This window comes from Kribbella sp. NPDC002412, assembly GCF_053592935.1.
The window spans coordinates 60,639-77,281 of the sequence record NZ_JBSFBL010000015.1 but is presented as its reverse complement, the minus strand read 5'-3'; the positions used below and the strand labels follow the sequence as shown (position 1 = coordinate 77,281).

The following is a 16,643-nucleotide window of genomic DNA, read 5'->3' as shown; positions in this document are numbered from 1 at the left end:
TGAGTGCGTCCCCGATACTGCTGGGCGTGCCGATGCATCCTGGACAGCTGGACGTGACGACTGACCTGGTGGCTCGGCTGGTCCGGTCCCAGTTCCCGGTGTGGGGCGATCTGCCGGTCCGGCCGGTGCGGTCGCACGGGACGGTGAACGCGCTGTTCCGGATCGGAGAGGGCCTGGTTGCGCGGTTCCCGATCCAGCCGGGTGACGCGGCCGCGACTCGGAAGGACCTCGAAGCGGAAGCCGAGGCGGCACGTCGGCTGCATGCGATCTCGCCGTACCCGACTCCGGAAGCGCTCGAGCTGGGCGACCCCGGCGAGGGGTACCCGCTGCCGTGGGCCGTCTACACCTGGCTGCCAGGGACGATCGCGTACGACGCTGACGTCGCCGGCTCGATCGGGTTCGCCGAGGATCTGGCCACGTTCGTGCGTGCGCTGCGCGCCGTACCGACCGAGGGGCGCGTGTTCGCCGGCTCGTGGCGGGGCGGCGTACTGACGACCCACGACGACTATGTCGCCGACGGACTGGAGCGCAGCCGCGGGATGATCGACGCCGACGCGCTCGAGCTGCTCTGGGAGGACCTGCGGACGACGCCGCGCACCGAGCCGGACGTGTGGGCGCATCGCGACCTGATGCCCGGCAACCTGCTCGCCTCCGACGGCCGGCTGGCCGGGGTCATCGACGTCGGCACGTTCACCGTCGCGGATCCGGCCATCGACCTCGCCCCGGCGTGGAACCTTCTGGATACCGACGCCCGTTCGGCGTTCCGATCGGCGCTCGGCAGCGACGACGACGAGTGGCGCCGCGGCATGGGCTGGTCGTTCGCCCAGGCCATCGGATGCCTCTGGTACTACGTCGAGACCAACCCGGTGATGTCCCGCACCGCGCACCACACCCTGACGGCCCTGCTCACCGCCGCGAACTGACGAACACGAACTCCTTCCCGGGCCGGTCCGGCGCCTCCCGTACGTCGTCCACCGCGAACCCCTCGTTCTTCAGCGACTCCTCCACCTCCGACCGCTCCCGGAACCACAGGGTCGAGTCCGAGGTCAGCACCGCACCGTCGGACCCGAACACGTAGGTGGCCCGGAACGACACGTACGGCGGCTTCACCTCGACCAGGTCGCTCCAGGACTCGACCTCGCCGACCCCGGGAATGTCCGTCACCGCGTGCGTGCGCTCGCGGGTCCACTCTTCCCAACCCCGCCGCGCGGGATCCCTCGTCTCGAACACGAACCGCCCACCGGGACGCAGCGCATCCCGCACCCCGCGCAGCGTTGCGGCCCAGTCCTCGTCGGTGAGGAACACCTGTGCGACGTTCCCCGTCATCACCGCCAGGTCGGCCTGCAGCGGCGGCAGCGTGGTCGCGTCACCGTGGATCCACCGCACCCGGTCGGCGAACTCCTTGCCCTTGGCAACCTCCAGCGACGCCTCGGCCGGGTCGACGCCCACCACCTCGACGCCGAGCCGGGCCAGCCAGCAGGCCAGTTCGCCCGTCCCGCAGCCGACGTCCAGCACCTGCCGCGCGCCGAACTCGTCGACCATCGCGACGTAGTGCTCCAGATCCCCGCGCCCTGGATCCAGCGCGTCGTAGATCCGAGCCAACCGGGGCAGTCCGAATTTCGCATCGACCATCCCCCGACCCTAGGCCGCGGCCCAGGGTCGGGCGACGCATTTTCAGGGCGCTGCGACCGTCAGCAGGTGCTGGAGCGACTGGCAGGTCATCGGGCGAGCAAGGAGATCGGTCGACTCCCGTTCGGCGAACTGCGCCCGGTCGGGGTCGGCGGGGTCGATCGCTTCGCAGACGGTGTTGTAGGTCCAGTTCAGCCAACTGGTCACTGCGGTGGCGAACGAGGCCAGAGTGAGTTCGGGCCAGCGGCCGGCGGTGTGGAGGTAGCCGTCCCGGAACGCCGCGACGGCGGTGGGATTGAGGGACGGGCGGAAGGTCCAGTGGGTGAGGGCCCAGGCGACTTCGAGCTCCGGCGTGAGCGAGCCGGCGAAGTCCCACTCGGTGACGACCAGCTCGTCGTTGTGGCTCAGGCGGACGTGTTCGGGGTTCAGTACCTGGTTGCAGAGGATGAGCTCCCCTTCGACGTCGGCCGGGATCGTGTGCAACTCCCGGAACGTCGGGAGGAGCTCGGCGAGCCGCCCCGCCCAAGGTTTGTCGGCCGCGCGGGCGCGGTCGAGCAATTCCTTCCACTCGGCATCCGGACGGCGCCAGGTGACGTACGGGTGCGGGGGTGTGTCGCTCGGGATCGCCAGCGAGTGCAGCGTGCCGAAGATCTCGCCGACCCCACGCGCGACGGCGGCCGGCGTCGGGCTCACGGGCGACGGACCGACCTCGATCCACTCGTGCACCCGCCAGTTGTCGCCTTGCACGGTCTCGATCAGGCGCCCTTCGGGACTGCGTACCGGAGTCGGCGCGGTGATCCCGGCCGCCACCGCCGCATCGCGAAGCTTCGACCCCAGCTCGGCCTGATCGGCCGTGATCCACGGGTAGACGGTGACGGCCAGCCACCGCCCGCGGTCCGTGCTGATCGACCAGCACCGCCCCATCAAACTGAACGAAACCGCCGCTGCCGGCTGGGTGACCCGGCCGAGACCGAACGCGCCTGCCAACGCTTCGGCCAGCCCATCAGGTACGACAGGCGCCAACGCGGCCCGCCGTACGGCTTCGGCCTTCAACTCAGCCCAGTCACGCAGCCCGTACTCGACCGCCAACGTCCGCTGCGCCGTAGCCAACGATGCGCCGGGATCCGACTCCCGTAGCGCGACCAGCAGATCCTTCGCCTGCTTCCGCAGAAAGCCCAGACTCGGGCTGTCCGGCAAATGTCTCACGACAGATCCTCCCGGACCCGGACTCGCACAGGCCCCAAGAGAAAGCCACCATCCAGGGTGGCTTCCAGCCTTCCGGCGAGTCTCGACGCGGCCCCAACCACGCTCCCCCGAAGCTACCCGACCCCACCCCCCGCAGGCAACGCCCTTCGGGTTGACCAGCACCCGAGTGATCATCCAGGACAACTCGTTCCTCGGGAAGCAGGCCGCCGTGACCAGCATCCCGTACAGCCGGATCAGGTCGGTGTCGTACGTGTCCGACAAGAACGTCCTCGGTAAGTTCGCCTCCTCGAGCACGATCGCCATCGACACCGGCGGCAAGACCTACGAGATCGCCTTCCGCGGCCACGAGAAAGCCCTGCACGCCCACAACGTAATCCTGTGGAACATGCTGCAGGGCACTAGCCGATAAGACCGCCGCAGGGTTTTCTCAGACGTTGAAGCGGAATTCGACTACGTCGCCGTCTCCACCACACCACCCCCGAAGGGGTTAGCTCTTCTCAGACGTTGAAGCGGAACTCGACTACGTCGCCGTCTTGCATCGTGTAGTCCTTGCCTTCCATGCGGACCTTGCCGGCGGCGCGGGCGGCGGGCATGGAGCCGGCTTCGATGAGGTCGTCGTACGAGACGATCTCGGCCTTGATGAAGCCGCGCTGGAAGTCGGTGTGGATGACGCCGGCGGCCTCCGGGGCGGTGGCGCCGCGCTTGATCGTCCAGGCGCGGGCTTCCTTCGGCCCGGCGGTGAGGTACGTCTGCAGGCCGAGTGTCTCGAAACCGACCCGGGCCAGCACGTCCAGGCCGGGCTCGTCGATGCCCATCTCGGCGAGCATCTCGCGGGCCTCGTCCTCGTCGCCGAGCTCGACCAGCTCCGCCTCGAACTTCGCGTCCAGGAAAATCGCCTCGGCCGGCGCGACCAGGTCCCGCATCTGCTGCTTCAGCGGCTCGTCCGCGAGCTCGTCGGCGTCGCAGTTGAAGACGTACAGGTACGGCTTGGCCGTCATCAGCATCAGCTCGCGGATCGCGTCGCGGTCCACGTCGGTGGCGATGATCGGCGTACCGGCCTCGAGGTGCTTCTGCGCGGCCCGGACCGCCTCCAGCACGACGGCGCTCTCCTTCTTCAGCCGGGCTTCCTTCTCCAGCCGCGGGATCGCCTTCTCGACGGTCTGCAGGTCGGCCAGGATCAGCTCGGTCTGGATGGTGGAGATGTCGTCGGCCGGCGACACCTTGCCGTCGACGTGGGTGACGTCGTCGTCGCGGAACACCCGGGTGACCTGGCAGATCGCGTCCGACTCGCGGATGTGGCTGAGGAACTTGTTGCCCAGGCCCTCACCCTCGGACGCGCCGCGGACGATCCCGGCGATGTCGACGAACTGCACCGTGGCGGGGATCACCTTCGCGGAGCTGAACAGCTCGGCCAGCTTGCCCAGCCGCGCATCCGGCACCCCGACCACGCCGACGTTGGGCTCGATCGTCGCGAACGGGTAGTTCGCCGCGAGCACGTCGTTCTTGGTCAGGGCGTTGAACAGGGTGGACTTGCCCGCGTTGGGGAGCCCGACGATTCCGATGGTGAGTGCCACGGGCGTCAAGGGTACGCGGCCAACCCCGCCGCACCCCAATCCGCGGCCCGCCGGTCAGATCAGGAACGCCTCGAGCTCCGCGCCGTACCAGCGGCTCGTCCGGCCCAGCGAGCGCATGCCCAGGCGCTGGCAGACCGCCAGGGACGCGGCGTTGTCCGGGCGGACCACCGCGTAGATCTCGTCCAGGCCGCCCCTGAACCCGTGCGCGATCGCACCGCGGGCCGCCTCCGTGGCCAGGCCGCGGCCCCAGGCGTCGGGGTGGAGGTGCCAGCCCACCTCGACCTCGCCCTTGTGCTCGGTCCCGTCGGACGGATCGGGCAGCGGGGCGAGCAGCACGGTCCCCGCGACGGTGGCCGTCGAGCGCTCCTCCACCGCCCAGACGCCGTACACGAGGTCCTGGTTGCGGTCGTTCCAGCGCGCGATCGCCTGGGCGGCGGCGTCGCGGGCCGTCATCACGCGAGGCTCGGCGCCGAGCCACCGCGAGACCTCCCAGCGCCGGTAGATGTCGAACACGCGGTCCTCGTCGGTGTCCACCCAGTCGCGCACCACGAGCCGTTCCGTCTCGTAGACCACCTTCGGATCCATCGCGCCACCTCCCCATCTCTTGCCGATGAAGTATCCGTGCGAACCGGGCGAGAGCAAGCGACGTCTCCAGTCTGTGACCAGTTGGGGAAATCGCGCCGCCGTTCGACCACGCTTCGTGACCGGGTGCCTGCAACTTCTGCGGTTCGGCTGGCTCGAGGCGGTGTCCTGCCTCTTCCCCCTCTGCCTGTTCGCCGGCCTCGCCGTGTCCAAGTACGTCGACCTGCCGATCCCCCGGTACGACGCCTTGCTCGTCTACTGCGTGGGCCTGACCTTGCTGTTCTGGGTGGTCGGCCTGGAGACGTGGCGCGAGGTGGCGGTGATCTTCGGGTTCCACCTGGTCGGGCTCGGGCTGGAGCTGTTCAAGGTGCAGGTCGGGTCGTGGCAGTACCCAGGTGAGGCCTACACGAAGATCGGCGGGGTGCCGCTGTTCGCCGGGTTCATGTACGCCACCGTCGGCAGCTACATCTGCCAGGCCTGGCGGCGGCTCGACCTGCGCGTGAGCGGCTACCGGCCGGTGCTGACCACTGTCCTCGCGGTGCTGATCTACGCGAACTTCTTCACTCATCACTGGATCGTCGACCTCCGGATCCCGATCGCGATCGGGTTGCTCGTCGTGCTGCGCCGTACCTGGGTCTTCTACTCGGTCGGCGAACGGCGGTACCGGATGCCGCTCGCGGTCTCGTTCGGGCTGATCGGGTTCTTCCTGTGGGTCGCGGAGAACTTCGGCACCTTCCTGGACGCGTGGAACTACCCCGACCAGGTGGACGTCTGGCGGCTCGTGCATCCGGCGAAGTTCGGCGCGTGGGCGCTGCTGGTGAGCATGAGCTTCGTCCTGGTCGCGAGTGTGAAGTCGCTGGAAGGCCGGCTCTATCACCGCGGCACACCGGCCACCGTCGCGACGCCGCGGGCGACGGACCTCAACGCAGCTGAGATCTCACCGCAACACGAGAACGCCAACCAGATCAGGTGATCCGGCGTCTCCTCTGGTATCCGCCTGATCTGCAAGGGGTACGTCATGTCGCGCAGGTTCGCCACGTTCGTCGCCACCGGTACGGCGCTGGCCGTTCTCGTCGTCGGTGCGTTGACTGTCATTGCCCTGGGCAAAGGGCAGCCGCCCCAACCCGCCGTCGCGTCGACGTCCTCGGCGGCGGCGCCGTCCGTGACACCGACCAAGACACCCAGCGTCAACGCGCCCGTCTCGCCCCACAAGCCGGTCCCGAACCCGACCGCTGCGCTTGCCGCAGGCAGCAAGAAGGTGCTGTTCCTCACCTTCGACGACGGTCCGGACCCGGTCTGGACGCCGAAGGTCCTGCAGGTGCTGGCCAAGCACGGCGCCCACGCGACGTTCTTCGAGCTCGGCGGCATGCAGGCGGCCCACCCCGGACTGCGTGAGCAAGTGCTTGCCGCCGGCAACACGATCGGCAGCCACTCGATCACCCATCCGCAGCTGACCGCGATGTCCGCCGCCAAGCGGCACCACGAGATCTTCGACGGACCCCGGTCGACCTGCTTCCGCCCGCCGTACGGCGCCACGAACGCGAAGGTCCGCGCCGACATCAAGGCGGCCGGGATGGTGCAGGTGCTCTGGGACGTCGATCCGCGCGACTGGGCCCGGCCGGGCACGCAGGCCATCGTCCACAACGTCCTGACGCACGCTCACCGAGGCGACATCGTCCTGATGCACGACGGCGGCGGCGATCGCTCGCAGACGGTTGCCGCCTTGGACAAGATGCTCCCCCTCCTGAAGGCGCAGGGCTACTCGTTCCCCGCGATGGACTGCTGACATCGAGCGAGTTGCCGGAAACTGTCGGCGGCGTTCGGCACTATCTGTCACATGACCGGTACGACGGTGTTGTTGATGCTGCTGTTCCTCCTCGTCGGGTTGCTCCTCGGGGCCGTGTTCGGTGTGCTCTGGGTGCGCGGGCGCGACGGCGCGCAGCTCGCGCGGGTGACGGCTGAGCGGGACGCGGCCGAGGATCGCGTCGTCGAGCTGACCCAGGAGCGGACCACGGTCGGCCAGCAGATGGGCGGTCAGGCCGTCGTGAAGGAAGCGCTGGATCGCCTGCACGCGCAGCTGAACCAGCTGGAGCAAGGTCGCGCGGCCTGGCAGAGCCAGCTTCATCAACAGGTCAACGAAGTGCGGATGAGCGGTGAGGCGCTCCGCCGGGAGACGGCGTCTCTGTCCACGGCGTTGCGGAAGCCGCAGGTGCGGGGACGCTGGGGTGAGCTGCATCTACGCCGTACGGTCGAGCTCGCCGGCATGGTCGCGCACTGCGACTTCACCGAGCAGACGACGACCGTCGGCGAGGACGGGCTGCTGCGTCCGGACCTCGTGGTGAGGCTTGCCGAGGGCAAGAACCTGGTCGTCGACTCGAAGGTTCCGCTGGCCGCCTTCCTCGAGGCGGCCGAGTCGGACGACGCCGATTTCCGGGAGGACCGGCTGCGCGCACACGCCCGGCACTTGCGGACGCATGTGGATCAGCTGGCGTCGAAGGCGTACTGGACGAGACTGTCGCCTTCGCCGGAGTTCGTCATCCTCTTCGTGCCCGGCGAGTCGTTCCTGTCCGCGGCGCTCGACGTCGAGCCGAGCCTGCTCGAGTACGGTGCTGAGCGGCGGGTGATCCTGGCGACGCCGACGACGCTCATCGCCACTCTGCGCGCGGCGGCGTACGCGTGGAACCAGTCGGCGCTGACCGAGTCCGCGCAGCAGGTGTTCGAGCTCGGTCGCGAGCTGTACGAGCGGCTCAGCACGATGGGCGACCACCTGAGCCGGGTCGGCCGGTCGCTGACGTCTGCTGTGGAGGCGTACAACGGCACGGTCGGATCGTTCGAGCGCCGGGTCTTCATCACCGCCCGGAAGCTCCGGGACCTGCACGTCACCGAGGCGGAGCTCACCGCGATGGAGTCGATCGAGGCCTCCGTCCGCCCGCTCACCGCTCCGGAGTTCCTGGCGCTGGACGACCCCAACCCGATGCGGAAGTGGCCCCCGACCCAAGCCGGCTGACCATTGCGCCTGTCGGAAAGCCGACAGCAGCGGGGCATTGACAGCGGCGGTGGAGGCACGAAACGGTGAGAGCGCTCTCACACGCCCCCTGTGAGGAGGAACCAGTGCGCATCAAACTCCACTTGCTGGCGATCGCCGTGGCCGCGGCGAGTATCGCCGGCGTTCTGACCGCCACGAACGACAGTCCGGCAGCGGCCGTTCCCACCACCATCCCGCTGAAGATCACCAACAACTCGGGCCGCGCCGATCCGGTCTACGTCTACAACCTGGGAACCAACCTGGCCACCGGGCAGCAGGGCTGGGCCGATGCCGCGGGCAACTTCCACGCCTGGCCGGCCGGCGGCAACCCGCCGACTCCCGCGCCGGACGCCTCGATCGCCGGTCCGGCGAACGGGCAGTCGCTCACCATCCGGATGCCGAAGTTCTCCGGCCGGGTGTACTTCTCCTACGGCCAGAAGCTCGTCTTCAAGCTCACGACGGGTGGCCTGGTGCAGCCCGCCGTACAGAACCCGAGCGACCCGAACCGGAACATCCTGTTCAACTGGTCCGAGTACACACTTAACGACGCCGGCCTGTGGATCAACAGCACCCAGGTCGACATGTTCTCGGCGCCGTACGCCGTCGGCGTGCAACTCGCCAACGGGACCGACAAGTACGCCGGCCACCTGAAGCCCGGCGGCTACAACGGTGTCCTCAACGCGCTCCGCGGCCAGCCCGGCGGCTGGGCCAACCTGGTCCAGACGGCACCGAACGGCAGCGTCCTGCGTGCGCTGTCACCGCTGTACGGCGTCGAGACCGGCGCGCTCCCCGCGAACGCGATGGACGACTACGTGAACCGGGTCTGGTCCAAGTACAGCTCGCAGACGCTGACGGTCACGCCGTTCGGCGACCAGCCGAGCATCAAGTACTTCGGCCGCGTCTCCGGCAACGTCATGAACTTCACCAACAGCTCGGGCGCGGTCGTCACGTCGTTCCAGAAACCCGACTCGGCCAGCATTTTCGGCTGCTTCAAGTTGCTCGACGCACCGAACGACCAGGTCCGCGGCCCGATCTCCCGGACGCTGTGCGCGGGCTACAACCGCTCCACGCTGCTGACGAACCCGAACCAGCCGGACCCGAACAACGCCGGTTTCTACCTCGACGGCGTCACCAACCACTACGCCCGCCACATCCACGCCCAGATGGCCGACGGGAAGGCGTACGCGTTCGCCTTCGACGACGTCGGCGCCCACGAGTCCCTCGTGCACGACGGCAACCCCCAGCAGGCCTACCTGTCCCTCGATCCCTTCAACTGACTCCAGACCGGCCCAGACCACCGCCCCAGACCACCGCACCGCACCCCGGCCCGCCCCGGGTCGCGGTGCGGTGGTCCGTCATGAGGTCTTGACGGATCGAACGGTTAGTGGCAACTTACCGTTCGTGGGGACTTACGGAACGGTCGGCGCCGTGCTGGATGCCCTAGGGGATCCGACGCGGCGGGCGATCCTGGAGACGTTGCGGCAGGGTGGACCGAGCTCGGTCGGCGGGTTGGCCGAGCGAGTTCCGGTCAGCCGGCCGGCGATCTCCCAGCATCTGAAGGTGCTCGGGGCGGTGGGCCTGGTGAATCACGAGTCGCGGGGCACGCGGAACATCTACCGCATCGACCGGACCGGCCTGGACGAGCTGCGCGGCTGGCTCGACCAGTTCTGGGGCGACGCCCTGGAGGCGTACGCCGATCACATCCGCCGGACCGAGGGGCGGCGTACCGAGGAGGAGACATGAACATCCAGCAAGAGCTTGCGCCGTTGGTGAAGAAGGTCGTGGTGCCGGTCGGGCCGGAGCGGGCGTTCGAGGTGTTCACCGCCGAGATGTCGCAGTGGTGGCCGTTGCTGACGCATTCGGTCGCGCAAGACAAGGCGCGCGAAGTGCGGCTGGAGGGCGCCGTCGGCGGGCGGATCGTCGAGTACGGCGACGACGGCGAGATCTGTTCCTGGGGCACGGTGTCGGACTGGGATCCGCCGAAGTCGGTCAGCTTCACCTGGCACCCGGGGACCGACCCGCGGGAGGCCGGCCACGTGACCGTGACCTTCACCGCAGTTGCCGACGGCACCGAGGTCGTGCTGACCCACACCGGCTGGGAGCGCCGCCCGGACGGCGTGCGCGCCCGCGCAAACTACGACACCGGCTGGGACTACGTCCTCGACAAGTACGCAGCAGGAGCCCAGCAGTAAGCAGCCCACGACATGCCGGATACTCGACGTCGCGCACCGAGTCGGCTGATAGTGGGCGGATGACGAATGCTCCGGTCGGTGTGCGGGGATTGGAGGCTGCGCTGCGGCCGCATGGTGAGTCGGTGATGCTGCCGCAGGAGGCGTACACGGATCCCGCCGTACTCGCGTGGGAGCGGCGGCACTTCTTCGCCGGGAGCTGGACCTGTCTCGGCCGGGTCGACGAGTTGTCCGCTGGTACGACGACGCAGCGTGCGCTGACCGTGGGCGACATCGCGGTGGTGCTGACGTTCGGCGATCGGCCGCGGGCGTTCGCCAACACCTGCCGGCATCGCGGGCATGAGCTGCTGCCCTGCGACGAGTCGAGCGATCGGCGGTCGGTGGTCTGCCCGTACCACGGCTGGTCGTACGAGCTCGACGGCGCGGTGAAGGCTGCTCCGCGGATGGGCGAGACGTTCGACGCGACGCCGTACAAGCTGGTCGAGTTGCCGGCTGAGGTGTGGCACGGGTGGCTGTTCGTCAACGCGACGGGTACGGCGGGCCTGTTCGCCGAGCACCTCGGCGGGATCACCGAGCTGGTCGCGCCGTACCAGCCCGAGACCCTGGAGCTGAAGGCGCGGCACCGGTACGACGTGGCGTCGAACTGGAAGACGATCGTCGAGAACTACCACGAGTGCTACCACTGCCCGCTCATCCATCCCGAGCTGTGCAAGGTGTCGCCGCCGACCTCGGGCGACAACTGGAACCTGCCGGGCGCGTGGGTCGGCGGGCTGATGGACCTGCGGCCGGATGCCGAGACGATGTCGCTCGACGGGCGGTCGGGCGGGGTGCCGCTGCCCGGAGTGGATCCGCGGCGGGTGAACTACCTCGGTCTGTTCCCGAACCTGTTGATCTCGTTGCATCCCGACTACGTGATGACGCACCGGCTCGAGCCGCGCGCGCCGGGAGTGACCGCGATCGAGTGCTCCTGGTACTTCCCGGCCGAGGTGACCGATCCGTCGTACGCCGTGGAGTTCTGGGACGTCACCAACCGCGAGGACTGGGCGGCGTGCGAGTCCGTACAGCGCGGGGCCGAGTCGCCGCACTTCCGGCCCGGCCCGCTCGCGCCCGCCGAGGACGCGGTCTATCAGTGGGTGACGATGATCGCCCGGGGCTACCTGGGGAAGCCGCTCGGCACCTGACATTCTTTCTCGCGCAGCCGCTCAACCTTTGCTCCCGGTCGGGGCATCTCAGGTCTGACCGAGTTGCACTAGATAGGGGTTGGGATGGATCCAGGACGGGACCGCGAGTTCGCCGAGTTCGTGGACGGGCGGTTCACCGCATTGCAGCGGTTCGGGTACTTGCTGACCGGGGAGTGGCATCTGGCCGAGGATCTGGTGCAGACCTCGCTGACCAAGGTGTGGTTCCACCGGAACTCGTTGCGCAGCGGCAGTGCGTTGGAGAGCTACACGCGGACGGTGATGGTGAACACCAGCACCCAGTGGTGGCGGCGGAAGTGGCGCGGCGAGACGCCGACCGAGCAGCTGCCCGAGTCGCAGGGCCGGGAGGAGTACGGCGCGGTCGACGACCGCGACCTGTTGCTGCGGGCACTCGCGACACTCCCCCGCCGCACCCGCGCGACGCTGGTGCTGCGGTACTTCGAGGACCTGCCGGAGGCCGAGATCGCCCAGATCATGGGCTGCTCGGTCGGCACCGTGAAGTCGAACGTCTCCCGCGGGCTCGCCAAGCTCCGCGAACACGCACTGATCACCGCACTTCCCACCCCGGTCCAGAAGGAGGGCTGACCATGACCGACGATCTCAAGCACAAGTTCGAGCAGCTCGTCGCCGATCCGCCACCGCCGAGCGGGGTGCCGAGCGAGACCGTCTTCGCCCGGGTCCGTTCGGTACGGCGTCGCCGTACCGCCGGCGTCGTGACACTGGCCGCGGCTGCTGTGGTGGCCGTCACGGTTGCCGCAGGCAACCTCACCGACATCGACAGCAGTCCCCCGGTGACCAACACGCCGAGCGCGCCCACGACAGTCGTGACGGGACCGCCGACGGCTGACCCCACGGTGACGCCACCGGCGACTGTAAAGACCTCGCCAGTGACGCCGCGGAACACCGCCGGAGCTGCGCAGGGAACAGACGGGCGCACGCCGGGATCAACTGCGACCAGGACCACGACGACCCCACCAGCCCTGCCGCCGGCCAACGTCGACATCAAGCTGGACCCGACCGTCAACGGCCGGACCGTCACCATCGACGTCACGGTCTCGGGCACGGTGATCAGGCCGATCACCTCGGAGGGCCAGCCGTTGCCTGCCGACACGTCGTTCCTCAACCTGTCCGGCGGCACGAACTACTCGTGGGGCGACGGCCAACTCCCGGGCGGTTCGGACGGCGGTTCGGTGACGTGCGAGAACGCGAAGAAGCGGACCACCGGCCGCGAGACCTACCGGATCGACACCCACACCTACACGAAGCCGGGCACCTACACCTTCCGCTACACGGTGGGGTACTGCGGCGCCGACGGACCGTTCGACACCAGCAAGACGATCAAGCTGGTGATCAAATAGTCCAGGCGTGGTCCGAGGTGCCGGTGGTCGGCAGGCCGGCGGCCTTGAGGTCACTGCGGAGCTCGCGAGGCAGGGCGAAGGTCAGGCTCTCCTCGGCCGTGGTGACCTCCTGGACCTCGGCGTACCCGCGCTCGGCCAGCCAGCGCAGGACGTCGCGGACCAGCACCTCGGGCACGCTCGCGCCGCTGCTGACGCCGACCGAGTCGACACCCTCCAGCCAGGCCTCGTCGATCTCGGCGGCGTAGTCGACCAGGTGGCCGGCCTTCGCGCCGTGCTCGAGGGCGACCTCGACCAGGCGCACCGAGTTCGAGGAGTTGCGGGAGCCGACCACGATCATCAGGTCGGCTTCCGCGGCCAGTTTCTTGACCGCGGCCTGGCGGTTCTGGGTCGCGTAGCAGATGTCGTCGCTCGGCGGGTCCTGCAGCTTCGGGAACCGCTCGCGGAGCCGGCGTACGGTCTCCATCGTCTCGTCGACGGACAGCGTGGTCTGGGACAGCCAGACCACCTTCTCGGGGTCGCGGACCGTCACGTTGGGCACGTCGCCGGGGCCGTCGACGAGGTGGACATGGTCCGGCGCCTCGCCGCTGGTGCCGATGACCTCCTCGTGACCCTCGTGGCCGATCAGCAGGATGTCGTAGTCGGTGGCGGCGAACCGCTTGGCCTCGTGGTGGACCTTGGTCACCAGCGGGCAGGTCGCGTCGATCGTCTTGAGCTGCCGCGCGGCCGCCTCCTGGTGGACCACCGGGGCGACGCCGTGCGCGGAGAAGATCACCGTCTCGCCCTCGGGCACCTCGTCGGTCTCGTCGACGAAGATCGCGCCGCGCGCCTGCAGGGTCTGCACGACGTGCTTGTTGTGCACGATCTCCTTGCGCACGTAGACCGGCGGCCCGTACAGGTCGAGCGCCTTCTCCACCGCCACCACCGCCCGGTCCACGCCGGCGCAGTACCCCCGCGGGGCGGCAAGCAGCACCCGCTTGGTCTTCACCGCGGTCGTGGAAGTGTTCTCAGGCTGGGCAGTCACGTCCCCCATGGTACGGGCCGGATCGCGCAGCACCCGAGTCGCCTGGTTTTGTGACCAGCATCACCGCGGTCGCGTCGAGGAGCCGTCCGCCCTGTCCGGACGGCTCCCCCGGGAGGTGTTTCCAGCCCCTCAAGAATGCGTCCGTTTCCCCTTCCCGGCAAAGGATTTTCCGTAGCGGGCGCACGTCAGGTCCGGTGGTAGGTGAGTACGGCGATGCCGGACTTGTAGATCTGGTGGTCGGCCAGGTGCAGGCGGCGTACGGCGAAGGGGGCGTGGTCGAGGAGTTTGACGCCGGTGCCGATCAGCACCGGGTTGATCTTGACGACCAGGCGGTCGATTTCGGGCCAGAGGGTGGTGGCCAGGCCGCCGCCTCCGCAGAGCCAGATGCCCAGGCCGTCCTCCTGCTTGAGGTCACGCACTTTGGCGACCGGGTCGGTGGAGACGAACTCGACCGTCGGGTCCGGACTCTCGGTCAGGGTGCGGGAGAAGACGTAGTTGCGCAGCCGGGGGTAGCTGTTGGTGTTGCCGAGCTTCACGCCCAGCTCCCAGGTCTTGCGGCCCATCAGGACCGTGTCGAAGACCTTGTTCGGGGCGTCGAGCCCGAGCAGGTCGCGTACGGCGCCCGGCAGCGTTTCGGGGTACGACGTCATCAGCGGCTCGGAGTGGTCGCCCTGGGACAGGAAGAACCCGCCCGGGCTGACGTCGGTCGGGTCACCGCCGCCCGGGTCCGCGATGTAGCCGTCGAGTGAGGACGCGATGAAGTAGGTCAGTTCTCGCATGGCAGGCCTTCCTTGATGAAACCACTCCAGGCAGAGTACTATACTTGGAGTGGTTTACCAAGGGAGAAGCTGATGCGGACCAATCCGGAACGGCGGACCGCGCTGGTCGACGCGGCGATCGAGGTGCTCGCGGCCGCCGGCGCCCGCGGCCTGACCTTCCGATCCGTCGACGTCGCGGCGCACGTGCCGAACGGGACGACGTCGAACTACTTCGCCAACCGTGACGACCTGCTGCTGCAGACCGGGCTGCGGATCCACGACCGGCTGGGCGCCGTTCCGGAGCACCTGGACCAGCCGCCGTCGGCCGAGTTCCTGACCGCCCTGCTCCACCTGCTGCAGGAGCGGCTGACCAAGGACCGGGCCGGCTACCTGGCGCTCCTCGAGCTCCGCCTCGAGGCGACCCGCCGGCCCGCGCTCCAAGAGGCGCTGGCCGCGCGGGTCCGGGAGAACCTGGACGAGAACATCCGCCTGCACCGGGAGCACGGCCTGCCTGGCGACCCGCTGCTGCTGTACCTGACCGTGGGCGGCTACATGCTGGAGCAGCTCACGCTTCCCGGCGTACTCCCCGACGGCCTGCTCGAAAAGGTGATCCGGCAACTGGCCGCGCCCAGCTGACGGATTGTCGGCGCGGGGCCGTAGGGTCTGGGCGTGGCTTTGGAGACCTCGCCGGATGCGCCTGCAGCCGTTCGCACGATCGCGAACGGTATTGCCAGCTGGATCAACCAGCTCGGCGCGGTGTGGGTCGAGGGGCAGCTGACGGACGTGTCGATCGGGCGCGGGACGACCACGGTGTTCGGCACGTTGCGCGACACCGACGCGGACATCTCGCTGCGGTTCACCTGCAACCGCCGGGTGTTCGAGGCGGTCGACCCGCCGGTCACCGACGGCTCCCGCGTGGTGGTGAACGCGAAGCCCAACTTCTTCGCCCGGCGCGGCACGCTCGCGCTCGCGGTCAACGAGATCCGGCACGTCGGGATCGGCGAGCTGCTGGCCCGGATCGAGCGACTGAAGCAACTCCTTGCCGCGGAAGGCTTGTTCGCGTCGTACCGGAAGAAGGCGTTGCCGTTCCTGCCGCACACGATCGGGTTGATCTGCGGGCGTGACTCCGCGGCCGAGCGCGACGTGCTCGAGAACGCGAAGCGGCGGTGGCCGGCGGTGGCGTTCCGGGTGGAGTACGCGTCGGTGCAGGGCCCTGCGGCCGCGGGTGAGGTGATGACGGCGCTGCGGAAGCTCGACGGAGACGAGTCGGTCGAGGTGATCGTGATCGCGCGCGGCGGAGGGTCTCTGGAGGACCTGCTGCCGTTCTCGGACGAGGGTCTGATCCGCGCGGTGTCGCAGGCGCGGACGCCGGTGGTCAGCGCGATCGGCCACGAGCCGGACTCACCCTTGCTCGACCTGGTTGCGGATCTGCGCGCGTCAACGCCGACGGATGCGGCCAAGCGGATCGTGCCGGACGTGCGCGAGGAGCTGGACGGCGTGCGGCTGCTGCGGGAGCGCGGCCTGCGAGCAGTCAAGGGCTGGCTGGAGCGGGAGATGCATGCGCTGGCGGCGATTCGGAGCCGGCCGTCGCTCGCGGCGCCGGTGACCGATCTGCAGCGGCGGTCCGACGAGATCACGGCGCTGCTCGACCGGAACCGTCGTACCTTGACCCATCGGCTGGATCGGGCGAGTGACGACATCACGCACCGGCTGGCGAGTGTGCGGGCGCTCAGTCCGAAGGCGACGTTGGAGCGGGGGTACTCGGTGCTGCAGCTGGCAGACGGGACCGCCGTACGGGAAGTGGCGCAGGTGGCTGCCGGCGATCTGCTGCAGGCGCGCGTCAGCGACGGCCGATTCGCTGTCGAAGTCAAGTCCGAGGAGAACACGTGAGCGGCGACCGACCGGAGATTTCCTACGAGCAGGCCCGCGAGGAGCTGGTCGAGGTGGTCCGCAAACTCGAAGCCGGCGGCACCAGCCTCGAAGAGTCCCTCGCCCTGTGGGAACGCGGCGAAGAACTCGCCGCCACCTGCCAACGCTGGCTGGACGGCGCCCGCGAACGCCTGGCCAAAGCCCAAGCCGCCCACGAGGAGAAGCCGAACTGA

Annotated in this window: 20 protein-coding genes; 14 read left to right on the top strand and 6 right to left on the bottom strand. The window is 69.0% G+C overall.

All coding sequences use genetic code 11. From position 1 onward, the window contains the following. Nucleotides 1-32 precede the first annotated feature (32 nt). Nucleotides 33-923 (top strand): aminoglycoside phosphotransferase family protein, encoded by an 891-nt coding sequence (locus ACWCOV_RS14965; protein ID WP_449829861.1) that lies wholly within the window; start codon nt 33-35, stop codon nt 921-923. Here the strand turns inward: ACWCOV_RS14965 and ACWCOV_RS14960 are convergent. After that, nucleotides 907-1,632: a class I SAM-dependent methyltransferase gene (locus ACWCOV_RS14960; RefSeq protein WP_449829796.1), complete on the bottom strand. Its 726-nt coding sequence runs from the start codon at nt 1,630-1,632 to the stop codon at nt 907-909. The genes ACWCOV_RS14965 and ACWCOV_RS14960 overlap by 17 nt on opposite strands. A gap of 42 nt (nt 1,633-1,674) precedes the next feature. Further along, nucleotides 1,675-2,835 (bottom strand): phosphotransferase enzyme family protein, encoded by a 1,161-nt coding sequence (locus tag ACWCOV_RS14955; RefSeq protein WP_449829795.1) that lies wholly within the window; start codon nt 2,833-2,835, stop codon nt 1,675-1,677. Between the two features lie 151 nt (nt 2,836-2,986). On the opposite strand from ACWCOV_RS14955, the gene ACWCOV_RS14950 reads away from it, so the two are divergent. Beyond that, complete coding sequence (locus ACWCOV_RS14950; protein WP_449829794.1) at nt 2,987-3,244, top strand: PH domain-containing protein; 258 nt, start codon at nt 2,987-2,989, stop codon at nt 3,242-3,244. Nucleotides 3,245-3,332: 88 nt separating this feature from the next. Here ACWCOV_RS14950 and ychF read toward each other — a convergent pair whose 3' ends face one another. Beyond that, nucleotides 3,333-4,409 carry a redox-regulated ATPase YchF gene (gene ychF / locus ACWCOV_RS14945; RefSeq protein ID WP_449829793.1) on the bottom strand — a complete coding sequence of 359 codons (1,077 nt, stop codon included), beginning with the start codon at nt 4,407-4,409 and terminating at the stop codon, nt 3,333-3,335. A 54-nt stretch (nt 4,410-4,463) separates the two neighbouring features. Next, nucleotides 4,464-4,994 carry a GNAT family N-acetyltransferase gene (locus ACWCOV_RS14940; protein ID WP_449829792.1) on the bottom strand — a complete coding sequence of 177 codons (531 nt, stop codon included), beginning with the start codon at nt 4,992-4,994 and terminating at the stop codon, nt 4,464-4,466. A gap of 115 nt (nt 4,995-5,109) precedes the next feature. Between ACWCOV_RS14940 and ACWCOV_RS14935 the strand changes: the two genes are divergently transcribed. From ACWCOV_RS14935 to ACWCOV_RS14895, 9 genes are all read left to right on the top strand, one after another. Beyond that, on the top strand, nt 5,110-5,964 hold the full coding sequence (locus tag ACWCOV_RS14935) for a DUF817 domain-containing protein (RefSeq protein ID WP_449829791.1): 855 nt from the start codon (nt 5,110-5,112) through the stop codon (nt 5,962-5,964). Between the two features lie 45 nt (nt 5,965-6,009). Then, a complete protein-coding gene (locus ACWCOV_RS14930; protein ID WP_449829790.1) occupies nt 6,010-6,777 on the top strand; it encodes a polysaccharide deacetylase family protein in 768 nt (255 codons plus the stop codon). Nucleotides 6,778-6,828: 51 nt separating this feature from the next. Continuing rightward, nucleotides 6,829-7,998 (top strand): DNA recombination protein RmuC, encoded by a 1,170-nt coding sequence (locus ACWCOV_RS14925; RefSeq protein ID WP_449829789.1) that lies wholly within the window; start codon nt 6,829-6,831, stop codon nt 7,996-7,998. Nucleotides 7,999-8,102: 104 nt separating this feature from the next. Next, nucleotides 8,103-9,293, top strand: coding sequence for a glycoside hydrolase family 64 protein (locus tag ACWCOV_RS14920; RefSeq protein WP_449829788.1), 1,191 nt, complete (start codon nt 8,103-8,105; stop codon nt 9,291-9,293). A 124-nt stretch (nt 9,294-9,417) separates the two neighbouring features. Then, nucleotides 9,418-9,759 carry an ArsR/SmtB family transcription factor gene (locus tag ACWCOV_RS14915; protein ID WP_449829787.1) on the top strand — a complete coding sequence of 114 codons (342 nt, stop codon included), beginning with the start codon at nt 9,418-9,420 and terminating at the stop codon, nt 9,757-9,759. Next, complete coding sequence (locus ACWCOV_RS14910) at nt 9,756-10,208, top strand: SRPBCC domain-containing protein (RefSeq protein WP_449829786.1); 453 nt, start codon at nt 9,756-9,758, stop codon at nt 10,206-10,208. The genes ACWCOV_RS14915 and ACWCOV_RS14910 overlap by 4 nt, the downstream gene beginning before the upstream one ends. Nucleotides 10,209-10,267: 59 nt before the next feature. Further along, a complete protein-coding gene (locus tag ACWCOV_RS14905; RefSeq protein WP_449829785.1) occupies nt 10,268-11,386 on the top strand; it encodes an aromatic ring-hydroxylating oxygenase subunit alpha in 1,119 nt (372 codons plus the stop codon). Nucleotides 11,387-11,470: 84 nt separating this feature from the next. Next, complete coding sequence (locus ACWCOV_RS14900) at nt 11,471-11,989, top strand: SigE family RNA polymerase sigma factor (RefSeq protein WP_449829784.1); 519 nt, start codon at nt 11,471-11,473, stop codon at nt 11,987-11,989. A 2-nt stretch (nt 11,990-11,991) separates the two neighbouring features. Beyond that, complete coding sequence (locus ACWCOV_RS14895; protein ID WP_449829783.1) at nt 11,992-12,762, top strand: hypothetical protein; 771 nt, start codon at nt 11,992-11,994, stop codon at nt 12,760-12,762. Here ACWCOV_RS14895 and ACWCOV_RS14890 read toward each other — a convergent pair. Beyond that, nucleotides 12,755-13,792: a 4-hydroxy-3-methylbut-2-enyl diphosphate reductase gene (locus ACWCOV_RS14890; protein ID WP_449829782.1), complete on the bottom strand. Its 1,038-nt coding sequence runs from the start codon at nt 13,790-13,792 to the stop codon at nt 12,755-12,757. The two genes, ACWCOV_RS14895 and ACWCOV_RS14890, sit on opposite strands and share 8 nt — an antisense overlap. A gap of 176 nt (nt 13,793-13,968) precedes the next feature. Continuing rightward, entirely contained in the window at nt 13,969-14,562 is a 594-nt protein-coding gene (locus ACWCOV_RS14885) for a dihydrofolate reductase family protein (RefSeq protein WP_449829781.1), read from the bottom strand. 72 nt (nt 14,563-14,634) lie between these two features. On the opposite strand from ACWCOV_RS14885, the gene ACWCOV_RS14880 reads away from it, so the two are divergent. Genes ACWCOV_RS14880 through ACWCOV_RS14870 form a run of 3 tightly spaced genes read left to right on the top strand, consistent with a single transcriptional unit; the run spans nt 14,635 to nt 16,643 of the window. Continuing rightward, nucleotides 14,635-15,177 carry a TetR/AcrR family transcriptional regulator gene (locus tag ACWCOV_RS14880; RefSeq protein WP_449829780.1) on the top strand — a complete coding sequence of 181 codons (543 nt, stop codon included), beginning with the start codon at nt 14,635-14,637 and terminating at the stop codon, nt 15,175-15,177. 33 nt (nt 15,178-15,210) lie between these two features. Next, a complete protein-coding gene (gene xseA, locus ACWCOV_RS14875; RefSeq protein ID WP_449829779.1) occupies nt 15,211-16,431 on the top strand; it encodes an exodeoxyribonuclease VII large subunit in 1,221 nt (406 codons plus the stop codon). Further along, a complete protein-coding gene (locus ACWCOV_RS14870) occupies nt 16,428-16,643 on the top strand; it encodes an exodeoxyribonuclease VII small subunit (protein ID WP_132208222.1) in 216 nt (71 codons plus the stop codon). The genes xseA and ACWCOV_RS14870 overlap by 4 nt, the downstream gene beginning before the upstream one ends.